This is a genomic window from Streptomyces sp. NPDC087300, from assembly GCF_044744425.1.
Taxonomy (GTDB): Bacteria; Actinomycetota; Actinomycetes; order Streptomycetales; family Streptomycetaceae; genus Streptomyces.
The window spans coordinates 956,036-979,263 of sequence record NZ_JBIUYI010000003.1 but is presented as its reverse complement, the minus strand read 5'-3'; the positions used below and the strand labels follow the sequence as shown (position 1 = coordinate 979,263).

The following is a 23,228-nucleotide window of genomic DNA, read 5'->3' as shown; positions in this document are numbered from 1 at the left end:
CCTTGTGAGGGCACATGCGTACGTGGCTTTCCCGGCCCCACCCGGGAGGGCGCACGGCATGCGCGCGTACGGAACGACCTGCGTGCGCGCCGGGCACCGGGACGCGGCTCCTGACGTCTCACGGGCAGCACTTCGCACGAGCGGTACGTCACGCGAGCGGCACGTCACGCGAGCGGCAGGTCGCGCCGGCGGTACGTGTCACGAGTGGTACGTGCCACCAGCGGGACGTGCCACGAGCGGTACGCAGTACGGCGGGCCCTCGGGCCCGTACCCCCCACGGACAAAGAGCCGCGCGTGCGCGGCCGCAGATCAGGAGCACCAGTGCAGGGCACCCCCCACATAGCCAGCACACCGCACGACGGGCGATCGTCGCCCATACCCCCTGCGCGCGGGGCGCGGCAGCAGTACCCGCCGCACCGGGCGGCCGCGCCGCGCGTGGCCCCGGCGGCCGCACGTCCCGACCCGGACGACGAGGTCCAACTCCCCGTCTTCGTCGACCAGTCCGGCTGGCGCAAGCGCACGCTCCAGGGCATGGCGCTGGTCGTGGGCTCCGTCTGCGTCGGATATCTGGTGTTCGTCGGCACCGTGGTCAGCGGGCTCAGGCAGCCCGTCGGCACCCATCCGCCGAGCACGACGGACACGACGGACACGACGAACACGACGAACAGGGACATCAAGCGGGCCGACACCGTGAAGTCGGACGGACAGGTGCCTTCCGGCGGGGAACGAGGCAAGTCGGCGTACGGATCCAGTAGTTCGGCCAGATCCGCCCCGCCCCCGGCCGGAGCCACCGAGCAGTGAGCGCGCGCGCCACCGTCCGGCGCCCACCGCGCGGGCACTGGCTCGTGCTCATCCTCGTCCTGCTCGTCGTCGCCGTCGCCCTCCTCTTCGAAGGGTGGACGACCCACCAGATCGACGCCGCGCGCACCAAACCGCCGTGCACCCGGCCGATCCCGCGCGCGGCGGACGACGGCAAGCCGGTGCTGCGGTTCGGCCCGAAGGGGGTCAGCACCGCGGCCATGCCGCGCGGCACCGTCGCGCTGACCTTCGACGGCGGCTTCGACCCGGTGTGGACGCCGCGCCTGCTCGACCTGCTGCGCGCCCACCACGCGCAGGCGACCTTCTTCGTCTACGGGAAGGACGCGGCCGAGCACCCGAAACTGCTGCGGCGGATCCTGTACGAGGGTCACGAGGTCGGCTCGTACACCTACAGCGGCGGCGACTTCGGCGTCGCCTCCCCGCTGCGCGCGCGGCTCGAACTGTCGCTCACCCAGAGCGCGTTCGCGGGCGCGGCAGGCATCAACACCACGCTGCTGCGGCTGCCGCACACCACGGCGGCCGACACCCTGTGCGGGCCCCAGTGGCCGGCCGCGCGGCGCGCCGCGGACCAGGGGTACCTCGTGGTCGCGTCCGACCACAAGGACCGCAAGCCGTGGCAGGGCCTGGTGACGCAGCACAGCCAGACCGACCTGGGCTACCACGAGGCGCGGGACCTGCTGGGGGACCGCGGCGCGAAGCGGTTCACCACCGTCAGCGGCGGGCTCGGCAGCCCCTCCTTCGTCGACAAGGTCCCGGTCGCCCAGGAGGTCAAGGGGCAGGGGCTGATCTGGTCGCAGCGGCTCGGCCGCGCCTTCCTCACCGTGATGGTGTGGACGCTGACCCTCGCGGGCGTGCTCGGCGTGCTGCGGATGCTCCTGTTCGCGCTGTTCGCCCGGCTCCACGTGCGCAGGCTGCGCACGTTCAGGCCGGGCGCGCCACGGCTGCGTGAGGTGCGGGACCCGGTGACGGTCCTGGTGCCCGCCTACAACGAGGAGGCGGGCATCGCCTCCACGGTGTACTCGCTGCTCGCCTCCACCTATCCGCACTTCCAGATCATCGTGATCGACGACGGCTCGACCGACGCCACCGCCGACATCGCCGAGGACATCGACGACCCGCGGGTCACGGTGATCAGACAGCCCAACGGCGGCAAGCCCAGCGCCCTCAACACCGGCCTCGCGCACGCGAGATACGACATCGTCGTGATGGTCGACGCGGACACCATCTTCGAACCGGAGGCGCTGGCCCGGCTCGTCCAGCCGCTCGCCCACCCGGCGGTCGGCGCGGTCAGCGGCAACACCAAGGTCGGCAACCGGCGGCGCCTGCTCGGCAAGTGGCAGCACCTGGAGTACGTACTCGGCTTCAACCTGGACCGGCGGATGTTCGAGGTCCTTGAGTGCATGCCGACGGTGCCGGGGGCGATCGGCGCCTTCCGCAGGGACGCGTTGATGGGCGTCGGCGGTGTCAGCGACGAGACCCTGGCCGAGGACACCGACCTCACGATGTCCCTGTGGCGGGCGGGCTGGCGCGTCGTCTACGAGGAGTCGGCGGTCGCCTGGACCGAAGTGCCGGTCAGCGTGCGGCAGTTGTGGCGCCAGCGCTACCGCTGGTGCTACGGCACGCTCCAGGCGATGTGGAAGCACCGGCACGCGGCGGTGGAGGTCGGCCCCGCGGGCCGCTTCGGCCGCCGGGTGATGCTCTACGTCACGCTGTTCCAGATCGTGCTTCCGCTGTGCGCGCCGGTCGTCGACATGTTCGCGCTGTTCGGCGCGGTGTTCCGCGACCCGGTGGAGGCCGCCCTCGTCTGGTTCGGCTTCCTCTCCGTCCAGCTGGTCACCGCCGCGTACGCGCTGCGGCTCGACAGGGAGCGGCTGCGCGTGCTGTGGGTGCTGCCGCTCCAGCAGTTCGTCTACCGGCAGTTGATGTACCTGGTGGTCATCCACTCGGTGGCCACGGCGCTGCTCGGCACCCGCCTGAAGTGGCACAGCATGAAGCGCACCGGAACCGCCGACCCGTATCTGCTCGACGCGCCGCCCGACGAGGCGCGGCGCAGCCTGCAAGGGAGTTGACCATGACAGACCCGCTCGACCGGCGGGCCGGAGGCGCTCCGCACCCGGGGGAGCAGACCGCACCGGAGACCGCACAGGGGCCCGCGAGGGAGGGGCCCGCGGCGCCCGAGCGGTACGCCGACTTCGCCGAGCGCCCCAGCTCCCGCTACGGCCCACGGCGCGCCCACGCCCGCAGATCCAAGACGCGCAGACGGCTGCGGCGCACGTCACTGGTCCTCGCGGGCCTCGTGGTGCTCGCCGTGGGCGGCACGTACGGCTGGGCCGAGACCAGGCTCCAGCGGGACGTCGACCTCGCCGCGTACGGGGACCGGCCGCCGGCCGGGGAAGGCACCAACTACCTCATCGTGGGCTCCGACAGCCGCGACGGGCTCTCCGACGACGACGTGCAGGATCTGCACGCGGGCGGGGGCGGCGGGCGGCGCACCGACTCGATGATGCTGCTGCACACCGGCGTCCACGGCACCAGTCTGGTCAGCCTGCCGCGCGACTCCTGGGTCGAGGTCCCCGGCCGCCTCGACACGCTGACGGGCAAGATCAAGCGGACGGAGAGGGACAAGCTCAACGCCGCGTTCTCCTACGGCGGCCCCGAGCTCCTCGTGCACACCGTCGAGCGGAACACCGGCCTGCGCATCGACCACTACGCGGAGATCGGCTTCGCCGGTTTCGTGAACATCGTCGACGCCATCGGCGGCGTACGGATGTGTCTGGACCGGGACATCAAGGACAAGAAGTCGGGCGCCGATCTGCGCAAGGGCTGCCACGTCCTGAACGGCAAGCAGGCGCTCGCCTTCGTGCGCCAGCGCCACCAGGAGCGGGAGGGCGACCTGGGCAGGTCGAAGAACCAGCAGAAGTTCCTCTCGGCCCTCGCCCAGCAGGCGGCGAAGCCCGGCACGCTCTTCGACCCGACGGAGATCGGCCCGGCCGCGCAGGCCGGGCTCGACACGCTGATCGTCGACGAGGACATGAGCCTGCGCGATCTCGCCGACATGTTCCGCGCGGTGCAGGGCGTCGCGGGCGGGAAGGGCAAACAGCTCGGCGTGCCCGTCTCCGGTTTCGGCGTCCCCACTCCCAAGGGCAACGTGCTGAAGTGGGACGCCGAGAAATCGGCCCGGCTCTTCGACGACCTCCGGCACGACCGGCCGGTGGGCTGACTCAGGCCGGTTCGGGCTGCGGTTCGGTCCGGAGCGCCGGGGGAGCCGGGGGCGCGGCCTCCGGCTCCTCCCACGCCCGGGTGGTCCGTACGTAGCCGTAGATCACCGAGGCCGTCGCGAGCAGGATCAGGGGGCCGGACACCCACGGGTGCGCGGCCATCTGCACCGGCAGGTAGCGGTACGAGACCAGGAGCGCGGCGAAGACGACCGTGCCGTGGGCGACCAGCCTGATCCCCGACCGGTGCCAGCCGTGGTCGTAGGTGCGCAGGGCCGCCTCGACGGTGAGCGCGAAGACCACGCCCGCCAGGAGATCCACCCCGTAGTGGTAGCCGAAGCCGAGCGTCGCGCTGAGCGTGGCGACCAGCCAGAACGTGCCCGCCCAGCGCAGCGGGCGCGAGCCCTTGCGGGTGTGGATGAAGATCGCGACGGACCAGGCGGTGTGCAGGCTCGGCATGCAGTTGCGCGGGGTGAGCCCGTCGTACGGCACCGGGTGCGGAACGCCGATCGACGGCAGCGTGTGCGGCCACACGTTGGTCACCGCCCACTCGACGCCGCCGGTGCCCGAGGTGCCGGGGCCGTACGCGAAGATCGGCCCGACCACCGGGAAGATCATGTAGAAGGCGGGGCCGATCAGGCCGATGACCAGGAAGGTGCGCACCAGGTGGTGGCGCGGGAAGCGCCGCTCGGTCGCCACGTTGCGCAGCTGGTAGAGGGCGGCGGCGACGGCGGCCACCGCGAGCTGGGCGTAGACCAGGTCGATGACGTGGGGGACGAGCGGACCGCTGGCCTCCAGGAGCCGGCCCGCGAGCCAGGACGGGTTGCCGAGCGCGTGGTCGGCGGTCGCCACGTACGGGTCGAGCACGGTCGGCCGGGTCTTCGCGGTGATGAGCAGCCAGGTGTCACCGGTCTTGCGCCCGGCCACGAGCAGCAGCCCGAGCCCGACGCCCTTCAGGAGCAGGGCGCGTTCGGCACCGCTGCGGCGCGTGAGGGCGAAGACCGCGCAGCCGAGCATCGCCCACAGCGCGCCGTTGCCGAAGAACTGGCCCTCGGGCACATCGGCGTCGACCGCCCAGCGCACCAGGATGAAGACGGCGTCGACACCGACCGCGGCGCCGGCCGCGATGAACCGCTGCCGCCAGGTGAGCACCACCATCATCAGCGCGAGTCCGCCGTACAGCGGTCCCGGTTTGGGCGGCAGGAACACCTCGCGCGCCTGATTGGTGATCGGACCCGGTACGCCGCCGTAGTGCCGGGCGGCGATCTCCAGACCGATGAGGAACACGAGGGCCACCAGGCCCCCGGCGGTCCACAGGAGGACGCGGGGCCTGCGCCAGGGAGGGTTCCCGACTGTGCGGCTTATCCACGGATATTTCCGCGAAGGCATAGGTATCAAGTGTCTGGCCGATTGCTGGATGCGTGCTGCGGGATGCTTTCTTCGAGGGCTCGATCATGCCATTGGGCGGTTGCGCGTCACTTCGCGCGGTGGCACGAGCGGAGCCGCGAGGGGGCTCACCGGCCCAGAGCGGGGCATAGTACTCCGCTTGCCGATGGCCGAAGTTGCCCCCTGTGAGGTGGCGCTCCGTGCGCGGCATGTTTGCATGTGTTCATGATCATTAACGCACCGGAGACATCCGCGCCGCGGACGTACGTGGACCGCATCCTGGAGCACTGGCACAAGGACGAGGACACCGAGGCGCTCGTCCAGGGGACGCGACGGCTCACCCGTGGGGAGGCCAGGCGGGAGCTGTTCCGCCTGGGCCACGCGCTGCGCCGGCAGGGGCTCGGGCCCGGTGACGGAGTGGGGCTCTTCCTGGCCAACCGCGTGGACTCCGTCCTGGTGCAGCTCGCCGTCCACCTCATCGGCTGCCGCGTCGTCTTCCTGCCGCCGGAGCCGGGTCCCGGCGAGCTCGCCGCCCTGGTCGAGCAGTCCGGGGCCCGCGCGGTCGTCACCGACCCGCTCTTCGCCGCACGGGCCGCCGACGCGGCGGGCCGCAGCGTCCACGCGCCCGCGCTGCTCGGCCTCGGCCCCTGCGAGCCGCACTGCACGGACCTGCTGGCCGTGGCGGCGCAGTGCCCCGAGACGCGCCCCGAGGACGTGCCCGCCCCCGGCGCCGACGAGGCCGTCACCGTCCTCTACACCGGCGGCACCCTGGGCCGCCCCAAGCTCGCCGCGCACAGCCACCGGCTCTACGACGTCCTGGTGGACGTGGTGGATGGCGAGACGGAGGAGTCTGCGCCGGACCCGGCACACGATGGTCCCCCGGAACCCCGCCGCACCGGCTTCTTCCCCGCCATGGACCCGGGCACCGACCGCGTGCTCGTCGCCACGCTGCTCACCCACGGCAGCGGCCACCTCACCTCGCTCCAGGCCCTGGTGACCGGATCCGCGCTCGTCGTGCTGCCCGAGTTCGAGGCGGGCGCGGCCCTCACGGCGCTGCGCGAGGAGCGGATCACGGCCACCATGTTCGTACCGCCCATGCTGTACGCGCTGCTCGACCACCCGGAGTGCGGCCCCGGCGTGCTGCCCGCGCTGCGCCGGATCGTCGTCGGCGGCGCGGCCACGTCGCCCAGCAGGCTCCAGCAGGCCGTCGAGGTCTTCGGGCCCGTGCTCGGCCAGGGCTACGGCCAGTCGGAGGCGCTCGGCATCGCCGCGTTCGGCGCCGACGACCTCGCGTCCGAGGGCGCGCGGCGGCCCGAGCTCTGGCGCAGCTGCGGCCGCGCGATAGCCGACACCGAGATCGAGATCCGCGCCGAGGACGGCACGACGGCGCTGCCCGCCCGGCAGGTCGGCGAGGTGTGCGTCCGGGGCGAGACGGTGATGCTCGGCTACTACGAGGACCCCGAGCGCACCGCTGCGGCGCTGAGCGGAGGCTGGCTGCGCACCGGCGACCTGGGCTACCTCGACGCCGACGGCTACCTCTACCTCGTCGACCGCGCCAAGGACATCATCGTCACCGGCAGCACCAGCGACAACGTCTACTCCCGGGTCCTGGAGGACTTCCTCCTCACGCTGCCCGGCGTGCGCAACGCGGCGGCGCTCGGCGTGCCGGACGACAACTACGGCGAGGCCGTCCAGGTGTTCCTGGCCACGGCCGAGGGCGCCGACGTCGACCCGGCCGTGGTCGGCGCGGCGGTCACCGCCGAACTGGGCCCCCTCTACACGCCCCGCGGGACGGTCCTGCTCGACGAGCTGCCGACGACCAAGGTCGGCAAGGTCGACAAGAAGGCGCTGCGCGCCGCGTGGGCGGGCGCGGCTTCTTAACTGCGACAGCCGCTCCCGAGGGGGAGCCGCTCCCGAGCGGCGGGCGCGGGACGGTGGTGGGAACCGCCGTTCCGGCCCGTCGGCGGCCGCGCCGTAGGACGCTGCCCCGCGCGCCCTACGCCCCCGCGTCGAAGACCTGCTCGCCCTCGACGAACGTCATCTTCACCGCGGTGGCGTGGACTTGAGTGATCGGTACGTCGAACGGGTTCGGGTCGACCACCACGAGGTCGGCGAGCATCCCCGGTTCGATGAGCCCGACGCGGTGCGCCATCCCTTCTTGGCGTGCGGAGTTGACCGTGAAGAGGTCGAAGGCCTGCTCCAGGGTGATGGCCTGGGACGCCCCGAAGGACTCGGCGCTGCCGCCGGGACGCTGCCGGGTGACGAGCGTCTCGATGGCCGACCACGGGTTCACCGACGGCACGACGCACCAGTCGGAGCCCGGCACGACCAGGGTGCGGCCTTCGAGCATCTCCCGCACCGGCCATACGCGTTCGATCGCCGCGGGACCGACGGCGGCCGCGATGTCGGAGCAGATGGGGGTGGGCTGCCACAGGTAGGGCGACACCTCGAACGTCGCGCCGATCCGCGCCGCGCGCGCGATGTCGCTCTTCGCCACGAAGGTGCAGTGCCCCACGTTGTGCATGCACGGTCCCGGCCCGTTGGCCGTGCGGGCGGCCTCCACGGCGTCGAGGGCCGCCCGGACCGCCGCGTCACCCGCCGCGTGGAACTTCACGGTGATGCCCATCCGGTCGAACCGCGTCACCGCCCGGTTCAGGACGGCGGGCGCGATCGCGAGCATCCCGTGCCGCCGGGCCTCGTCGTCCCGTCCCGCCACCGTGTCCTCGTACGGGGCGATCATCGCCGCCGTATGACTGTCGGTCGGCACCCCGTCGAGGAAGATCTTCACGCAGTCCGGCGCGATGTGCTCGCTCGCGTAGAGGTTCCGGTGGGTGATCACGTCCTCGCAGAGGGGGTCGACGGGGGACCACACGAGACAGAGGCGTACGCGCTGCTTGACGGCCCCGCGCGCGGCGAGCCGGGTGTAGGCGCGCAGTTCGGGGCGCGGCCCCGCGGTGAAACCGACCGCGGCCTCGGTGAACGACGTGATCCCGTAGGAGAGCATCTGTCCCAGGGACCACTCCAGGGCCGACTCCACCTCCTCGTCGGTCGGTTTGGGGGCCGAGGCGGCGAGCAGGTCGGCCGCGGTCTCGCGCTGGATGCCGCTCGGGGCGCCCACGGCGTCCCGCTCGAAGATGCCGCCCGGCGGATCGGGCGTGCCGGGACCGATGCGGGCGGCCCTGAGCGCCGCGGTGTTGGCCCAGGAACTGTGCCCGCTGGTGTCCTCCAGGAGGACCGGGTGGTCGGGGGCGACGGCGTCGAGCATGGTCCGGTCGGGGACGGCGCCCAGCGCGAAGGTGTCCCACTGCCCGCCGAGGACCCAACTGCCCGGCGCCGTCCGGGACACGTGCTCGGAGACGATGCGGAGGGTCTCGGTGAGCGTCGAGCCCTGCGGGACCTTGCAGCGGCGTTCGCGGACCCCGGCGTAGATCGGGTGCACGTGCACGTCGTGCAGGCCGGGGAGCACGGTGGCACCGGCCAGTTCGATCACCCGGGTGGCAGGTCCGCGCCGCCGCAGCGCGTCCTCGCGGGTGCCTGCCACCTCGATGACACCGGCGCGTACGGCGAGCGCCTCGGCCCAGCCGGACGACGTCTTGACGCGTCCGCCGGTCAGGATCGTGTCGGCGTACTGATCCGCGTGCTCCGGGTACTGACGCGCGCGCTCCGCGTACTGATCGGTCATGGCGCTCGACCTCCGGCTCGGTGACTCAGCGGCGGTTGATGAACCCCGCGTCCACGGGCAGCGTGACGCCGGTGACGTAGCGGGCCTCGTCCGAGGCCAGCCACAGGACGGCGTGCGAGACGTCGACCGCTTCGATCGTGGCCACGGGAAGGGCGTTCGGCGCCGTCTCGGACAGGATCGGGTCCTGCGCGACGAACTCGGCGACGGCCGGGTCGACGACCATGCGGGTGGCCACGCCCGTCGGGTGCACGGAGTTGACCCTGATGCTGTGCGGGGCGAGGTTGTTGGCGTACGTGCGCATCAGGCCGACCACTCCGTGCTTGGAAGCGGCGTACCCGAGACCGCCGTTGCTCGCCCCGCCGATGCCGACGAGGCCCGCCGTGGAGCTGACGATCACGATCGAGCCGCCCCGCTCGGCGGCGACCATCGAGGGGATGGCCACCTCGATGGTGTGGAAGGTGCCGGTGAGGTTCACGTCGATGGCGTCGTGCCACGCCTGCACCCGGTCCTCCACCAGCAGCGGCGCGATCCCCGCGTTGGCCACGACGACGTCGATGTGACCGAATTCGTCGAGCCCCGCGTCGTACGCCTCTTGCAGCGCCTCCCGGTCGCGTACGTCCGTCTGCCGGGCCACCACGCGGCGCCCGAGCTCCCGCACTTCCTCGACCGCCTCGCTCAACTCCTCCGGCGTGGACTGCGGGTAGGGCACGGTGTCGACAGGCCGGCAGATGTCCACGATCACCAGGTCGGCGCCCTCCTCCGCAAGCCGTCGGACGTGACTGCGCCCGAGCCCGCCCGCCGCGCCGGTGACGAAGGCGACCTTGCCGTCGAGGCGCCCCTTCAGCCGCCGGTCGCGGATCTCCTCGTCCGACAGGGCGTCGTCAGGCGGGGCATCAAGCGGGGCATCAGGCTCGGCATCCGGCACGGCGTCTGGTGTGGCATCTGGCATGGCGTGGCTCCTCGCGGACGGCGGCGGGACTCGCGCCGTGCACCCCTTCCTGGATACAGCGCGGGAGTTCGGGCGGCAATGGCCCGCCGTCACCCCGGACTCCCCGCCGTGACGCGGGACCCACCGCCGTCACCCCGCACCCTCCGCCCCTCCGCCGGAGTCCGCCGTGCCGTGAAGAAGTCGGCGAGCGTACGGGCGATCAGGCCGGGCGCGTTCTCCGTGGGAAGGTGATCCGCGCCGGGCACGCGCACGAGCGTGGTCTCCGGCATCTCCGCGGCGAACCGCTCGGCGTACGCCACCTTCTCGTAGGCGTCGTCCTCGCCCCAGACCAGCAACTTGGGCGTCGTGCACCGCCGCAGCGCGGGCACGAGCTCAAGCGTGTAGCGGCTGTCGGCCGCGCCCGCCAGGGCCAGCCAGGAGCGGCGGACGCGCGGCACGGTCCACGGCCGCGGATAGTCCGCGACGAGCCGCTCGGTGGCGGCCCCCGCGAGGGCCGAGGTCACCGCCTGCCCGCGGGCCGCGAGGACATCGTCCGCGGCGGCCCCCTGCCCCCGGAACCGGGCCACGTGGGGCGCGGGCCAGGAGTCGTACGTGACGGAGTTGACCAGGGCCGGACGGGACACCGGGAGGAGGCCGTGGACGAGGAGATGCTGGGCGACGGCGCCGCTGATGTCGTGGCCCGCCACGGCGACGGGACCGGAGATCCCCAGCGCGGACGCGCAGCGCGCCGCCCAGGCGGCGAGCGCGGGGACCGTGGCCGTCGCCGGGGTGAGCTCGCGTCCGGAGTGCCCCAGTCCGGGGAGGTCGACCGGGTGGCTGACCGTTTCGCCGTCCACCTGGACCGTGGACCTCGACACTCTCGCTTCGGTGATCTCGCTCATGGATCCACCGTGCCGGGGGCCCTGTCCGCCGGACGAGAGTCCGGAAAGACGCCATTGGGCAGATTCCTGCCATGAACCCCCACCGGGTGGTGGCCCTGCTCAACGCGCCCCAGTCGCCCTTCGAACTCGCCTGTGCCGCCGAGGTGTTCGGCGCGGCCCCACCGGACGGCCCGGCCCGCTACAGCTTCCGTACCTGCGCCGAGCGCCCCGGGCCCCTGCGGACCACCGCGGGCTTCGCGATGCTCGTCGAGGCCGGGCTCGCGGCCCTGCGGGAGGCGGACACCGTGATCGTCCCCGGCTGGCAGCCGCCCGGCGCGCCGGTGCCCCGGGCCGTCGTCGACGCGCTGCGGGCCGCCCACCGGCGCGGCGCGCGGATCGTCGCCCTCTGCACCGGGGCGTTCGTCCTCGCGCGGGCCGGACTGCTCGACGGCCGCCGCGCCACCACGCACTGGCGCAGCGCCGCTTCGCTGGCCGCCGCCTTCCCCGACGTACGGGTGGACGCGGACGTCCTCTTCGCCGACCACGGCGACGTGGCGACCAGCGCGGGCACCGGCGCGGGCATCGACCTGTGCCTGCACCTCGTCCGCGCCGACCACGGCGCCGCGTACGCCGCCCGGATCGCCCGCGACATGGTCCTGCCGCCCCATCGGGAGGGCGGCCAACTCCAGTACGCCGCAAGGCCCGTTGAGGGTGCTTCGGCCGGTTCGGACGAATCGCTCGCGCCCCTGCTGGAGTGGGCGGACGCCAGGATCGAGGGGCGGCTGACCGTCGACCGGCTCGCCGCGCACGCCGGAGTGTCCGGCAGGACCCTGGCCCGGCGGTTCGCCGGACAGCTCGGCACCAGCCCCGGGCAGTGGCTGCTCGCCCGGCGCCTGGACGCGGCACGGGCACTGCTCGAACGGACCGATCTGCCGGTCGAGTCCGTCGCCACCCGGGTCGGGCTCGCCTCGGCGGTCAACCTGCGCCGCCACTTCCGGGCCCGCTTCGGCACCACGCCGGGTGCCTACCGGCGCACCTTCGGTCCCGCCGCCCCCGGCGCTAGCGCCGGATGACCGACCTGATCCATGCCAACTGCTGCGAGATCTCCCCGGCTTCGGCGATCGTCTCCCGGTCCGAACCGTCGAAGACGCCGACGAGTGTCTCCTTTCCGCGCGGTCCGACGCTCATCACGGGGCCGCCGGAGTCCCCGCCGGCCGGGATCCCGGACACCTTCTCCATGCAGAAGTCCGAGCCGCCCGGCGCGGTGTAGCCCTCGCACCGGGGGTCGTCGGGGCGTACGACCCGCAGGTCCGACTGCTTGAGCACGGGGGACTGGCAGGTGTTCTCGTCCCCGGTGCAGGTGGCGCCCCACCCGTACTGCCGCACGGCCGTGCCGGGGCGGACGCCGCTCGTGGCCAGCCGCGCCGGGCTGACCTTCGGCATGGGTGCGACCTTGATGAGCAGCATGTCGGCGCGGGCGCTGCCCACCCGCTTGCCCGGCAGGGGGCGGACCGTGGCGCCCTTGCGCATGTCGAGATCGCCCACGCGGAAGGAGATCCGCTTGTCGGCGACGGGCTGCCCCTGCTCGAAGAAGCAGTGCGAGGCGCTGATGATCCACTGCTTGGTGAGGGCGGTCCCGGTGCAGGCCGGTTTCCCGTCGACGAGCATGCGCACCGCCCACGGCCCGTACGTACTCCTGGCCCCACCGATCACGGCGGACGCCGGAGCGGCCGACATCACCGAGCCCGCGACCATCAGCAGGGCGATCCCCAGCAACCCCCGAACGCGACGCACCATCCGGAACAGCTCCTTCCAACGCGGTGTATCCGTACGGACAGTGAGATACCACGCTGAACCGAGAGGTTCCGTACGAGCCACGGAAAACTTCCCCGCAGTGGGCGAACCGGCCGTACGAACCGGGAGGTGACGGTCGGTCACGCTCGGTGATCACCGCTCCGAACTGGCCGAATGATCGCGAGTCTGAGGGGTCGTCACCGGAGCGCCCGCCGACGACGGAACACGGCTCCCGTCGCGACGCCCGCATGGCATGCGGATGCCTCAACTCACCCACTCCGCAGGCAAGTTGCCTGCGCATCACGCAATTCGCCTATTCCGCAAGGCAGTTGGCGATTTCTTTGCGCCCTGTGGGGCTGGCTCTGACGCGGCGGACGGTGTCGGTGTCCGCGAAGGGGGCGCGGCGCGATGACCCGCCGACGTGGCCGTACCGATGCGGGATCTCACCACCGGCTCGGCGCGTGTTCGCCGCGTCCTCACGTCGCGCCTACGCCGTGCTCATGGCGGGAGTTCGCGTGTCGCCGCGAGCGTCCGAGCCCGGACGGCGCACCGTCTGCGCGCCGCGTGCGGCGGGTCCGGTCACGGATGGCGACGTCCGTCCGGCGCATGGCCGAAACCTGCGGCTGGGCGACGTGACAATCCTGGGATTCTCTGGTCATGCGCCTCTCCAGGCACTTAAGTAACTGCCGGGCACTCGCTACAGGCCAAGAGCGAAAGCTGGCGGCCGGACCAATGCGCCAGCGGTCGTCGCCGCCTGGCTCGTCGGCCCGCACCGCTGTCCTCCGTACGACCGTGCCACCCGTCCCGACTGCCCCGAGGTTCCTTCCGCTTATGGCCGCCAGTGCACACCCTCCGGTGTCGTGCTCACATCGCCCGGCGAGCCGCAGCGCTCACGACGGCCTCCTGCGGCCCGCCCCGTGCCGGGCCGGCCTGGGGGAGAGCTGATGGAGAGCTCCCCACCCGCCGGCCGCGCGAACCCGGCCGGCCGGGACACCGACCTCCACGCGGCGGTGCAGGACATCCGGGCGGGCTACTGGATGCAGATGCGGCAGGTCCTCGCCCTGACGGGCAGTTGGCCGCAGTGGACGTCCCGCACCCAGGTCCTTGGGGTCGTCGCGGCCCAGGCCAACGTCGTGGAGTTGTGGCTGAAGGAGGAGCCGGAGAGCCTCGCCGCCCGGGTCATGCACGCCCGGGTCGCCACCGAACGGGTGTTGCAGGCCCACCGCAAGGACTGGGGGCGTGACTACCGGCGGGGCGAGGACCTGGAGAAGCTGATGGCCAGGGCCCGGGAGGCGTGCCACAAGGCGGGCGAGGGGAACCCCGACGACGCGGTGCCCTGGATCTGCCGCCTCGCCCTGGCCGAGACGGACACGGCGGGCCGCTACCCGGAGCACCACGTGGCCCCGCCGCCCCACGAGTACCTGCTGCCCGGCGGGCCGTGGGGCCTGCTGGGGGAGGTGCACCGGCGGGACCCCTTCAACCGCGAGGCATGGCACCGCATGTCCCAGGCGCTCCAGACCCGCCCGGGTCCCGCGGGCCGCCAGGCGGTCGCCACGGACTTCGCCCGCTGGACGGTCTCCTTCGCACCGCCCGACTCGCCCCTGCTCCTGCTGCCCCTCTACGCCCGGGTGCAGGAGCACAGGGAGCGGCGGGACAACGGCGCCGCGGGCATGCTGAACCTGCTGTGGACCAGGGAGGACACCGCCCGTGCCATCACGCGGGCGTACGAGGGCTGGTTCCTGAAGTGCGATCCGGCCACCAGCTCCCAGCTCGACCTGAACCACCTCGCCTACGCCCTGGCGAGGGGCGGCTTCGCCCAGTGGGCCACCCAAGTGTTCGACACCATCGGCGACTTCGCCACGCCCGCCCCGTGGCAGTACGACACGAGGAACCCCAAGGACCAGTGGCGCAAGGCGTTCGAGGAGGACCGCGACGCCTGTCTGAGATCCCACCCGCGGCATTCGGGAGGACACCCATGACCGCGGGACCGGCCCCGCGCGCGGGCGTCGCGACACCCCGCCGCCGGTCCGGCGGTCACCCCCGCCTGCACCCCCCATGTCAGATTTCCTGTGCGGAGAACCCATGACTTCGGTAAGAGCACCGCGCCAGCAGTCGCACCCGGTCGACGACGACGGGGAGGACGCACGCATCCTCCAGTCGCTGGGCTACACCCAGCAACTGCACCGCAGGATGGGGGCGTTCGGCAATTTCTCGGCCTCCCTCTCGGTCATCTCGATCATGTCGGGGACCCTGCTCCTGTTCGGCTACGGCCTGAACTCGGGAGGCCCCGCGGTGATCACGTGGGGGTGGCTCGCCGTAGGGCCGCTCGTGCTTTGCCTGGCCGCGGCCCTGGCGGAGATCACCTCGCGCTACCCCACCAGCGGCGGCCTGTACTACATGGCCCGCCAGCTCGGCGGCGAGCGGTGGAGCTGGTACACCGGCTGGCTCAACCTCCTGGGCCTGCTCGGCGGCATCGCCGCCCAGGACTTCGGCATCGCGACGTTCACCGCCGCGTGGCTGAACCTCCAGTTCGACTACACGGCGAGCTCGGGCTCCCTGCTGGCCATCTACGCGGTCGTCCTCGCGCTGCACGCCGTCCTGAACCTCTTCGGGACCCGGCTGATGAACATCCTGACGTCCGTCAGCGCGTGGTGGCACCTGGCGGGGGCCGTCGTCATCATCGGCTCCCTGGCACTCGTGCCCTCCCACCACCAGTCGGCCGGCTTCGTCTTCTCCGAGTTCACCAACAACACCGGCTGGAGCGCGCCGGTGTACGTGATCCTGCTGGGCATGCTGCTCCCGGTCTTCGCCCTGGCGGGCTACGACACCTCGGCCCACCTGAGCGAGGAGACCAACCACGCCTCCGTCGCCGCGGCCCGCGGGGTCTTCCGCTCGGTGGCGGTGTCCTGGATCGCGGGCGGCATCCTGCTGACCACGCTGCTGTTCGCCATCCAGGACTACACCGCGACCCTGGGCAGCCCGACCGGAGTGCCGGTGGCGCAGATCCTGCTGGACGCCCTGGGCATGGCGGCGGCCAAGGCCCTGCTGCTCGTGATCATCGTGGCCCAGTTCCTGTGCGGCTACACCGTGACCGCCAGCGCCAGCCGGATGATCTACGCGTTCTCCAGGGACGGCGCCCTGCCCGGCTCGTCGCGCTGGAAGAAGGTCAGCCGCCGCACCGCCATCCCCGCCAACGCGGTCTGGCTCGCGGTCGCCGTGGCCTTCGTCCTCGCCCTGCCGTCCCTGTACTCCTCGACGGCGTTCGCGGCGGTGACCGCCATCTCGGTGGTGGGCTTCACCTCGGCGTACGCCATCCCGGTGCTGCTGCGCCTGCTCCACCGCGACCGGTTCACCCCCGGGCCCTGGAACCTGGGCCGCTGGAGCCGGCCGATCGGCTGGGTGGCGGTGGTGTGGGCGGCCGCGGTCACCGTGCTGTTCCTGCTCCCGCAGAGCAGCCCGATCACCTCCACCACCTTCAACTACACGCCCATCGCGGTGGTGGTGGCGTTCCTCATCGCCGCGCTGTGGCGGCGGTTCGGACGCGATTCCTACCATGTGCCGCGGTCGAGTTCCCCGGCCGAGGACAAGCAGTTCGAAGGCATCATCTGATGGCGGCGAAGGCACGCGCCGCGCAGCCCGCTCCCACCTCAGACACCACCCCGACGCCCTCAACTACCCCTGGGAGTACGGTGACCGGCCGCACGGAGACCATCGAATCGGCGGAGCAGCTCGCCGTGGCCTGGCGGGCCCTGGTGCTCGACCGCGACGCGGACGCGGACGTGCGGGACCTCCCCGGCATCGCCGTCCGCTGGGCCGACTGCCGGTTCTCGTTCTACAACTGCCTCACGCTGACCGAGCCCGGAGCGGGAGCCGGTCTCCTCGCGGAACGCCTGGTGCAGGCGGCGGACCTCATGCGCGCCAAGAAGCACCCGGGCCTCCTGTGGCTCTTCGAGGACCTCCTCGACGACGAGGCCCGCGCCTCGCTGGCCACGGCGGCCGACCGGGCAGGGCTTCAGTACGCCTTCCCCGGTACGGGCATGGCCGGTGACCTGCTGCCCGTCCCCGACCCGGTCCACCCCGACCTCACCTTCGTGCGGGTGAGCACCGAGGATCACCTGCGGGCCTACGCGGACCTCCAGTCACGCGCGTACGGATTCCCGGTGGAGGAGGGTCGCGACGGCCTGCTCGGATCCGCGTACTGGAAGAACGAGATGTACGCCTACCTGGGCATGCGCGGCGACGTCCCGGTGGCGTGCGCCGCGACGGTCGAGGCGCGGGGCCGCCTCTTCGTCGCCTTCGTCGCCACCGACCCGCGGTGGCAGCGCAAGGGCTACGGCGAGGCCGTCACGCGCAAGGCGCTGCACGAGGGCGCCCGCGCCACGGGCCTGACCCGCGCCACGCTGCACGCGACGGTCGCGGGGGCTCCGGTGTACCCGCGCATCGGCTTCGTGCCGAATTCGCCGATCCACTTCTACAGCGTGAAGGAGTGAGCTGCCGGGGCGGCCTGAGTCGCGGGTGTGACAGCGATGAGTTCTCGTTCCCCCACCGGTCATAACGGGTGAAGGCAGACCCGTCACGGGATGAGCCTCGTCGTAGGAAGGACAGCCCGATGCCACGCCTCATGGTGGACTTCATCAGCTCGCTCGACGGCTACGCGGCCGCGGACGGCTGGCCCGGCTTCTGGGGGGTGGCAGGCCCGGAGTACCTCGCCTGGCTCAACGAGGACCCGCAGAAGCAGCACGTCAGCCTCATGGGCGCCACGACGTACCGGCTCATGTCGGGTTTCGCGGCCGAGGCGCCCGACGAGGCCGGCCTGGCCGAGCTGACCGCGATGCCCAAGGTGGTGTTCTCCTCCACGCTGAAACCCCCGCTGAGCTGGGACAACACGGAACTGGTCCAGGGCGACGCGGTCCAGGCCGTACGGGACATGAGACAGAGCGGGACCCGCCCCCTGCGCACCGTCGGCAGCCTCTCCCTGTGCCGCTCCCTGCTCGCGGCCGGCGTGGTGGACCGCTTCCGGGTGATCGTCTTCCCGGTGATCACCGGCGCCACCGGCAGGGAACGCATCTTCGACGCCTACCCGGACGTCGCGCTCGACCTGGTCGAAAGCCGTACGTTCGACGGCCGGCTCCAGCTCCTGGAGTACGTCCCCACGGTCCTGACCGGCCCGCCCGGCGCCACCTCCTAGACGGGCTGGTCGGGATCGCAGCTGGCCCGCCGCCGCCCGATGGCGACCAGCGCCGCGCGGAGAGCGGCCCGGTCACCGTGACGGGTGACGTGCACGCTGCCGTCGGCATCCGCAAGGAACGCGGCGGCGACCGGCGCCTCGGACGACAGGTGCCAGATGACCCCACTGGGCGGCCGCAGACCGCGAACCCCCTGGAACAGGGCCCCCAGCCCCTGCTCGGCCCCCGGGACGGTGCTGTCGATCAGAACGATGTCGGGCAGCAGCACACGTGCCTGAGCCAGGGCCTCGACGGGCCCGCTGGCATGCGAGATCACCCGGAAGTGCGGGCCGTCCTGCACGAGCGGTCGCAACGCGGCGGCCACGCTGTCGTCGGCCACGATGAGCACGGTCATCATGTGACCAGCTTGCCCCGGCGGCGGGGGTCGCGCTCCGGGACGGCCGCGGGCCGGGGAGGAAGCGGGGCGGTGGCAGGGGGAGGCGCGCTCACTTCCGCAGCTGCGGCCGCCTGGCGTGGAAGAGTTTCGCGCCTTCGGCGAGTCCGAGCCGCACCACCTTCGGGTTCTCCTCCAGCCAGGCCAGCGCCTGGTCGGGGCCGGGCTTGGACATCATTCCGTACTGCAAGAGGTAGGCGGCGAGGCGGTCCAGGATCCGGCTCTGCGTCACATCGCCCTTGCGCAGGGCGAGCAACGGGTCCTGCCCTGCCGCCACGTAGGAAGCGAGCTGCTGGAACTCCTGCACCATCGTCTGCTGTTCCGGCGAGATCACCGACGACCCCAGCCCCGACACCAGCTTGCTGAACGGCTTCTCCGTCTCCTCGTAGTGGTCGCCGAGCGCCAGCTTCGCCGCGGCGGCCGCCTCCACACCGAACGCCCGCAGCTCCGCCGAGATCTGCCCGGTCTTCCGCTTCGTGTCGTCGTCCCCCGGATACTCCGCCTTCCGGTCGGACGGGAACCGCTTGTCCACGAAGTCCACGGCGTGCTGCAGTTCATGGGCGAGCGTGGTGGCGAACTCCCGCAGCTCCTTGGCGCTCGCGGTGGCCGACGGAGGATCGATCGCGAGGACCCCCTCGCCCTCCACCACCGAGAACGCCGCCCGGCCCCGGGGCGGCTTCTCCTCCCGGAAGTGCACCTGCCGCCCGCCCTCCTCCACCTGCCGCACCAGCGACGCGAACGGCGCCTCGATGCCCTGCGCCCGCGCTCCCGGGTCCGCTGCCTCCAGCAACGTCATGAACTCCCCGTCCTGGACGTACTTCCGCGACCAGGGACCGTACGAAAGCCGGCGCTGCACCGGAGCCTCTCCCGATCCGACCCAAGCCGGAGCGGCCGTCTCCGCCCGCACCGCGGTCTGCGGCGCGGTCTGTACCGAGGTTCGCGGCGCCGGTCCGCTCATCACTCGCGTAGCGTTCTCCTCCGCCGCCCGCTCGAACCGGTCCGACGGGTCGCTCAACGCCAGCCCGTCCCCGTGATCGGTGCCCACCACCGGCCCCTGGCGCTGCTGGATCACGTGCGTCAACTCATGGGCCAGGGTGTGCGGGTCGGCGCCCCCCTCACCGACCACGATGCTGTTGCCGGACGTATAGGCCCGCGCGCCGATGTCGGAGGCGGAACGCCGAGCCGCCGCGCCGGTGTGCAGCCGTACGTCGGAGAAGTCGGCGCCCAGCCGGGACTCCATCTCCGCACGCAGCGGCGCAGCCATCGGCTGCCCCGGGCCGCGCAGCGCGTCATGGACGGAGGAGCGCTGCACCGGCGCTTCTTGGTGACCGCACCCGGGCCCGTGCGAGTGCCGGGTCTCTTCGACCAGACGGGCCGCGGCGGCGTTGCCGATGGCGCGCTGGAGCGCGAGCATCCGCGCCGCGGGACCGCCCGCGGCCTGCGGAAGCGCGGGAGCGGCCGCCCGCGGCCGGCCGCCGGGGACCGCTCGGTCGGGGTTCTTCGCGGGATCCTGCGCGCGCATGGGCGGCCCTTCGGGGGAGACGTGGCGGCGATCCCACCCTGGCTACCAGCTCCCCGATGCCCTCCGGTAGAAGCGCGGGGGCAGACCCCCTGCCCAAATGGGCACGGCCGCCGCCACGAGTCGGCGCGAAGAGGATCGCCGCCCACGAGGAGATGTCCTTGAAGACGTCGACCAGGTGGTCCTGACCTGCGACAAGGCAGCCGACCAGCTCTCTGAGCCGCAGGGAACTGTCTTTCGTGGCCCTTCAGCTTCGTGCCTCGCCAGGAAATCGATTCTCCCCACGCGCTCCGCGGAGACGCTCAGAGGGGCTGTGATTGAGGCGCAGTAGGCGCAGTAGGCGCAGTAGGCGGAGTTGGCGGAGTTGTGGGGGCAAGAGTAGGCGTTCATCTGGGCGGGTCGTATTCGCGGGCGCCGAGGTGGGTCAGGCCGGTGGGATCGTCGGTGCCGCCGACAAAGACGCGAGAACGCCGTGGTCGATGACGATCTGCTTGCCGTGCAGGGCATTGGCCATGCGAGCGGGCCAGGGCCCTCGATCAGTTCCTGCCGGGCGGCGATGCGGAGTCAATCGCAGTTTCATTAGTGCATTCTGATGGCCTGAATTATCTCCGGCGAGAGCATCAAAATTCCGACTGCTATCCAGCCGACGCCAACTACTCGCATGGTTCGAGGAGTGGCTCGTCCAGTCGGTACATAGGTTGTTACCAGGCGGAAGAACCTCTCAGAGACCCCATACGCGTTGAACGCGAAGAGGGCGCCCATGAGAATGATGAACACGGCCCCACAGTAAAGCATCCATATCCCATCTCCGGCCCTTCCGGCAGACTCGGCAATCTCGCTCACTGCAACTCCAAGAAATCAGAGATGGTCAGGGGGAGAGGGTCCTTCCTCTCCCCCTGACCCACTAAACGCCAGTTACTAGTACCAGCCGCTCCACGTCCGGTTGAACCCATTGTGCAGATCCAGGCCGATTCCCCACCCAGTGCCGTACTCGATAGAGCTCACCTGTCTCCCCCTGCTATTCTTTGTCCCGATGGCTGTTTCGTGGTTTCCGTACAGCCCGGGACCAACATTGGCAGATCCGCCTGCATCGTGCCCCATGCCCGCAAACTGCGATATGTCGTCAGCGTTGCTGCGTAGCACCCCGATGTTCACCGATCCGCCTAGCTTAAACCCTTCACTTCCCCAGTCCAAAGACCTTGACCAACCGTATCTGCGCTTTCCATCTTTGCCGCGGACAGCTATCACACAGAACTCGCTGCCACCGCCGACCCCAATCCCTCCCGATGCGCTGGCGCACATCCCCGTCGAATTATTGTATCCGCCCACTTCGAATCCAACCTCGGCCGCGATTACAGCGGCCTTACCGAGGAGGTTCGACTGTCCCTTGCTCATGTTTATTCCGCTGGCGATTCCGCGGGTGATCTTCCCGAAAATGCCGTCCTTCTTGCGGCGTTCGGCCTGGGCCCTCTTCTCTGCTGCTGCGCGGGCTCTGGCCTGGGCCTGCCACTGGGCGCGCGCTGCGGCTCTCTGCTGGGCGCGGGCGCGGGCGTGGCTGTCGTCGATGAGGTAGTGGGAGGGGTTGGCGCGGTAGGCGGTGTAGCGCTGGCGGAAGATTTTGCCCTTACGGGGGGTTTGCTTCCAGACCCATTTGCCGTTGCGGTTGTGGTAGCCGGCGTACATGCCGCGGTCGGCGCCCCAGGCGGCGTCGCCGTTTCTTCCGTGGTCGGTGGGGCCCATGGGGTAGAGGCCGTCGGGGTCGGACTTGGTGAGCGGGCTGTTGTGGGCGTAGGAGTAGGCGTTCATCTGCGCGGGGTCGTCGATGTCGTTGACCGGGTCGACGGAGAGAAAGCGGCCCAGGGCGGGATCGTATTCGCGGGCGCCGAGGTGGATCAGGCCGGTGGGGTCATCGGTGCCGCCGACGAAGCCACGCGTGCCCGGGAGGGATTCGGCGTCCTTGGACCGGGCCTGGCCGAAGGGGAGTTGCTTGCGGCGGGTGATGGCGAGGGCGCCGTGCGGAAGCGCGGCGAGCACCTGGTGGGCGAGGCGCCAGTCCCGGCTCCGTTCGGCGCTCCTCACGGTGCTCCCGCCGGTCGAGCACAAGCATCAGCGCAGGATAGGTCACCACGGCCTGCCAGTCCTGCAGCCGCTTCAGACAGCCGCGGATGAGCGGATCCGTCTCCTCGTCCGGACGAATCACCTTCCGGAAGTGGGCGCTGCGGCGGTGCAACTCCTTGATGTACGCCTCGATTTCCGCCTCAGCCTGTGCTCCGCTGGCCGCCTGGCTCTCGAAGCGGTGCTGCTGTGCGGTGTGCAGGTCCTGGCGGCGGACTCGGTCGTCACCGTCGAGGACGAGCTGCAGCCACATCAGCTGCTCGAGCTCGTCGTTGCTCAGGCTGTTCTGTAGCGGCAACCAGTGGGTCTCGTAGACCTGCTCGCCGCGGGTCGGCAGGCGCATGAACAGGTAGTTGCGCAGCAGGTCGGCCTGGCTGAGCTTCAGTCCGGTGTTGTTGAGGGACTCGAAGATGCGGTGCACGTTGTCGCCGTGCTCCGCGGTCACGGAGACCAGCGTGAGCCTGGAGGTGATCGCCTGCTCGACCCGCAGTACATCCTGTGGGGCGGTGGCGTCGTCCGCCTCTACGAACTCCACGAGCTTGCGACGGAAGAAGCGGTAGGCCGCGGCGACCCGGTCCCCTGACACCTGCTCGGACTGCACACCGTGAACATGCGCGGCGTACTGCGGCCGGTCGGCCTGAGTCGGCAGGAGACGGAGATGGTCCCCGCCTTTCTTGCGCTTGTTGATGAGGTACTCCTCATCGATGCGCTCCGCCTCGTCCGGATGTGTCTCGGAGATGTGGTCACGGATAGCGGCCAGGGCGAGGGAGAGCGTGGTCAGCCGCTGCTGACCGTCGACGACGAGCCAGCGGGGGAACGTGGCCTCGTTCAGCGGAGAAGGGGCCAGCACAACAGAGCCGAGGAAATGCGTGCTCACCGTCGAGTCCGTGCCCACCAGCTCGACCTGTTCCAGGATGTCGATCCACAGCTTCGCCAGCTGCTTCTCGGTCCAGGAATACGTCCGCTGGTAGAGCGGAACCTGAAACTGCTGGGCTCGCCCCTGCACCAGGTCGGCGAAGTGTGTTTCCTCAGCCCGCATGGCGGTGTCCATCCTCGGTGGTCTGTCTCGGCGCGTTCGGATCCTGGGAATCGACGATATGGCTCAGCGCTGACAGGCACGTCGACTTCACCGAGCCCACCCCATCGTCGGGGCGCAGCCGAGTTGGTGCCCCAAGTTCGCGACTGCGCAGGTGCGAGTCAGGTGTCGCAGAGATGGATGATCCCGCTTGGTGGGTACCTGCTGGGAGACCCCGGCCAAGATCTTCTCCCA

The 23,228-nt window shown here is 71.3% G+C and carries 19 protein-coding genes and 1 pseudogene; 9 read left to right on the top strand and 11 right to left on the bottom strand.

Annotated elements, in window-relative coordinates; genetic code table 11:
• Window positions 1-321: 321 nt before the first annotated feature.
• Genes ACIO9J_RS15165 through ACIO9J_RS15155 form a run of 3 tightly spaced genes read left to right on the top strand, consistent with a single transcriptional unit; the run spans window position 322 to window position 4,039 of the window.
• Entirely contained in the window at window positions 322-801 is a 480-nt protein-coding gene (locus ACIO9J_RS15165) for a hypothetical protein (RefSeq protein WP_401998131.1), read from the top strand.
• Window positions 798-2,888 carry a bifunctional polysaccharide deacetylase/glycosyltransferase family 2 protein gene (locus tag ACIO9J_RS15160; protein ID WP_401998128.1) on the top strand — a complete coding sequence of 697 codons (2,091 nt, stop codon included), beginning with the start codon at window positions 798-800 and terminating at the stop codon, window positions 2,886-2,888. The genes ACIO9J_RS15165 and ACIO9J_RS15160 overlap by 4 nt, the downstream gene beginning before the upstream one ends.
• Window positions 2,889-2,890: 2 nt before the next feature.
• Window positions 2,891-4,039: an LCP family protein gene (locus tag ACIO9J_RS15155; RefSeq protein WP_401998125.1), complete on the top strand. Its 1,149-nt coding sequence runs from the start codon at window positions 2,891-2,893 to the stop codon at window positions 4,037-4,039.
• 1 nt (window position 4,040) lies between these two features.
• On the opposite strand, the gene ACIO9J_RS15150 is transcribed toward ACIO9J_RS15155, so the two are convergent.
• Window positions 4,041-5,423: a phosphatase PAP2 family protein gene (locus ACIO9J_RS15150; protein WP_401998122.1), complete on the bottom strand. Its 1,383-nt coding sequence runs from the start codon at window positions 5,421-5,423 to the stop codon at window positions 4,041-4,043.
• A 222-nt stretch (window positions 5,424-5,645) separates the two neighbouring features.
• On the opposite strand from ACIO9J_RS15150, the gene ACIO9J_RS15145 reads away from it, so the two are divergent.
• The gene (locus tag ACIO9J_RS15145; protein WP_401998119.1) at window positions 5,646-7,301 is read left to right on the top strand and encodes a class I adenylate-forming enzyme family protein; all 1,656 of its coding nucleotides are present in this window, start codon (window positions 5,646-5,648) and stop codon (window positions 7,299-7,301) included.
• Window positions 7,302-7,416: 115 nt separating this feature from the next.
• Here the strand turns inward: ACIO9J_RS15145 and ACIO9J_RS15140 are convergent, their stop codons facing one another.
• The 3 genes from ACIO9J_RS15140 to ACIO9J_RS15130 all read right to left on the bottom strand — a co-directional run bounded on the left by ACIO9J_RS15140 (window position 7,417) and on the right by ACIO9J_RS15130 (window position 10,932).
• Entirely contained in the window at window positions 7,417-9,102 is a 1,686-nt protein-coding gene (locus tag ACIO9J_RS15140; RefSeq protein WP_401998116.1) for an amidohydrolase, read from the bottom strand.
• Window positions 9,103-9,127: 25 nt separating this feature from the next.
• A complete protein-coding gene (locus ACIO9J_RS15135; RefSeq protein WP_401998114.1) occupies window positions 9,128-10,051 on the bottom strand; it encodes a mycofactocin-coupled SDR family oxidoreductase in 924 nt (307 codons plus the stop codon).
• An 89-nt stretch (window positions 10,052-10,140) separates the two neighbouring features.
• The gene (locus tag ACIO9J_RS15130) at window positions 10,141-10,932 is read right to left on the bottom strand and encodes an alpha/beta fold hydrolase (RefSeq protein WP_401998111.1); all 792 of its coding nucleotides are present in this window, start codon (window positions 10,930-10,932) and stop codon (window positions 10,141-10,143) included.
• A 71-nt stretch (window positions 10,933-11,003) separates the two neighbouring features.
• Between ACIO9J_RS15130 and ACIO9J_RS15125 the strand changes: the two genes are divergently transcribed.
• The gene (locus ACIO9J_RS15125; RefSeq protein ID WP_401998108.1) at window positions 11,004-11,984 is read left to right on the top strand and encodes a GlxA family transcriptional regulator; all 981 of its coding nucleotides are present in this window, start codon (window positions 11,004-11,006) and stop codon (window positions 11,982-11,984) included.
• On the opposite strand, the gene ACIO9J_RS15120 is transcribed toward ACIO9J_RS15125, so the two are convergent.
• On the bottom strand, window positions 11,971-12,708 hold the full coding sequence (locus ACIO9J_RS15120) for a S1 family peptidase (RefSeq protein ID WP_401998105.1): 738 nt from the start codon (window positions 12,706-12,708) through the stop codon (window positions 11,971-11,973). The two genes, ACIO9J_RS15125 and ACIO9J_RS15120, sit on opposite strands and share 14 nt — an antisense overlap.
• A 941-nt stretch (window positions 12,709-13,649) precedes the next feature.
• Between ACIO9J_RS15120 and ACIO9J_RS15115 the strand changes: the two genes are divergently transcribed.
• The 4 genes from ACIO9J_RS15115 to ACIO9J_RS15100 all read left to right on the top strand — a co-directional run bounded on the left by ACIO9J_RS15115 (window position 13,650) and on the right by ACIO9J_RS15100 (window position 17,893).
• Window positions 13,650-14,684 carry a hypothetical protein gene (locus tag ACIO9J_RS15115; RefSeq protein WP_401998102.1) on the top strand — a complete coding sequence of 345 codons (1,035 nt, stop codon included), beginning with the start codon at window positions 13,650-13,652 and terminating at the stop codon, window positions 14,682-14,684.
• A gap of 103 nt (window positions 14,685-14,787) precedes the next feature.
• Window positions 14,788-16,314 carry an amino acid permease gene (locus tag ACIO9J_RS15110; RefSeq protein WP_401998099.1) on the top strand — a complete coding sequence of 509 codons (1,527 nt, stop codon included), beginning with the start codon at window positions 14,788-14,790 and terminating at the stop codon, window positions 16,312-16,314.
• 80 nt (window positions 16,315-16,394) lie between these two features.
• A complete protein-coding gene (locus ACIO9J_RS15105) occupies window positions 16,395-17,195 on the top strand; it encodes a GNAT family N-acetyltransferase (RefSeq protein WP_401998096.1) in 801 nt (266 codons plus the stop codon).
• A 119-nt stretch (window positions 17,196-17,314) separates the two neighbouring features.
• The gene (locus ACIO9J_RS15100) at window positions 17,315-17,893 is read left to right on the top strand and encodes a dihydrofolate reductase family protein (RefSeq protein ID WP_401998094.1); all 579 of its coding nucleotides are present in this window, start codon (window positions 17,315-17,317) and stop codon (window positions 17,891-17,893) included.
• On the opposite strand, the gene ACIO9J_RS15095 is transcribed toward ACIO9J_RS15100, so the two are convergent.
• From ACIO9J_RS15095 to ACIO9J_RS15070, 6 genes and pseudogenes are all read right to left on the bottom strand, one after another.
• On the bottom strand, window positions 17,890-18,288 hold the full coding sequence (locus ACIO9J_RS15095; protein ID WP_401998091.1) for a hypothetical protein: 399 nt from the start codon (window positions 18,286-18,288) through the stop codon (window positions 17,890-17,892). The two genes, ACIO9J_RS15100 and ACIO9J_RS15095, sit on opposite strands and share 4 nt — an antisense overlap.
• Before the next feature lie 88 nt (window positions 18,289-18,376).
• A complete protein-coding gene (locus ACIO9J_RS15090) occupies window positions 18,377-19,846 on the bottom strand; it encodes a DUF4157 domain-containing protein (RefSeq protein ID WP_401998088.1) in 1,470 nt (489 codons plus the stop codon).
• A 576-nt stretch (window positions 19,847-20,422) separates the two neighbouring features.
• Window positions 20,423-20,686 (bottom strand): hypothetical protein, encoded by a 264-nt coding sequence (locus ACIO9J_RS15085; RefSeq protein WP_401998085.1) that lies wholly within the window; start codon window positions 20,684-20,686, stop codon window positions 20,423-20,425.
• Window positions 20,687-20,761: 75 nt separating this feature from the next.
• Complete coding sequence (locus ACIO9J_RS15080; RefSeq protein WP_401998689.1) at window positions 20,762-21,649, bottom strand: hypothetical protein; 888 nt, start codon at window positions 21,647-21,649, stop codon at window positions 20,762-20,764.
• Window positions 21,650-21,844: pseudogene (locus ACIO9J_RS15075) on the bottom strand (RHS repeat-associated core domain-containing protein); the annotation flags it as partial. It abuts the gene before it with no gap.
• Entirely contained in the window at window positions 21,750-23,009 is a 1,260-nt protein-coding gene (locus ACIO9J_RS15070) for a DUF262 domain-containing protein (protein ID WP_401998083.1), read from the bottom strand. The gene ACIO9J_RS15070 and the pseudogene ACIO9J_RS15075, both read right to left, overlap by 95 nt.
• Window positions 23,010-23,228 lie beyond the last annotated feature (219 nt).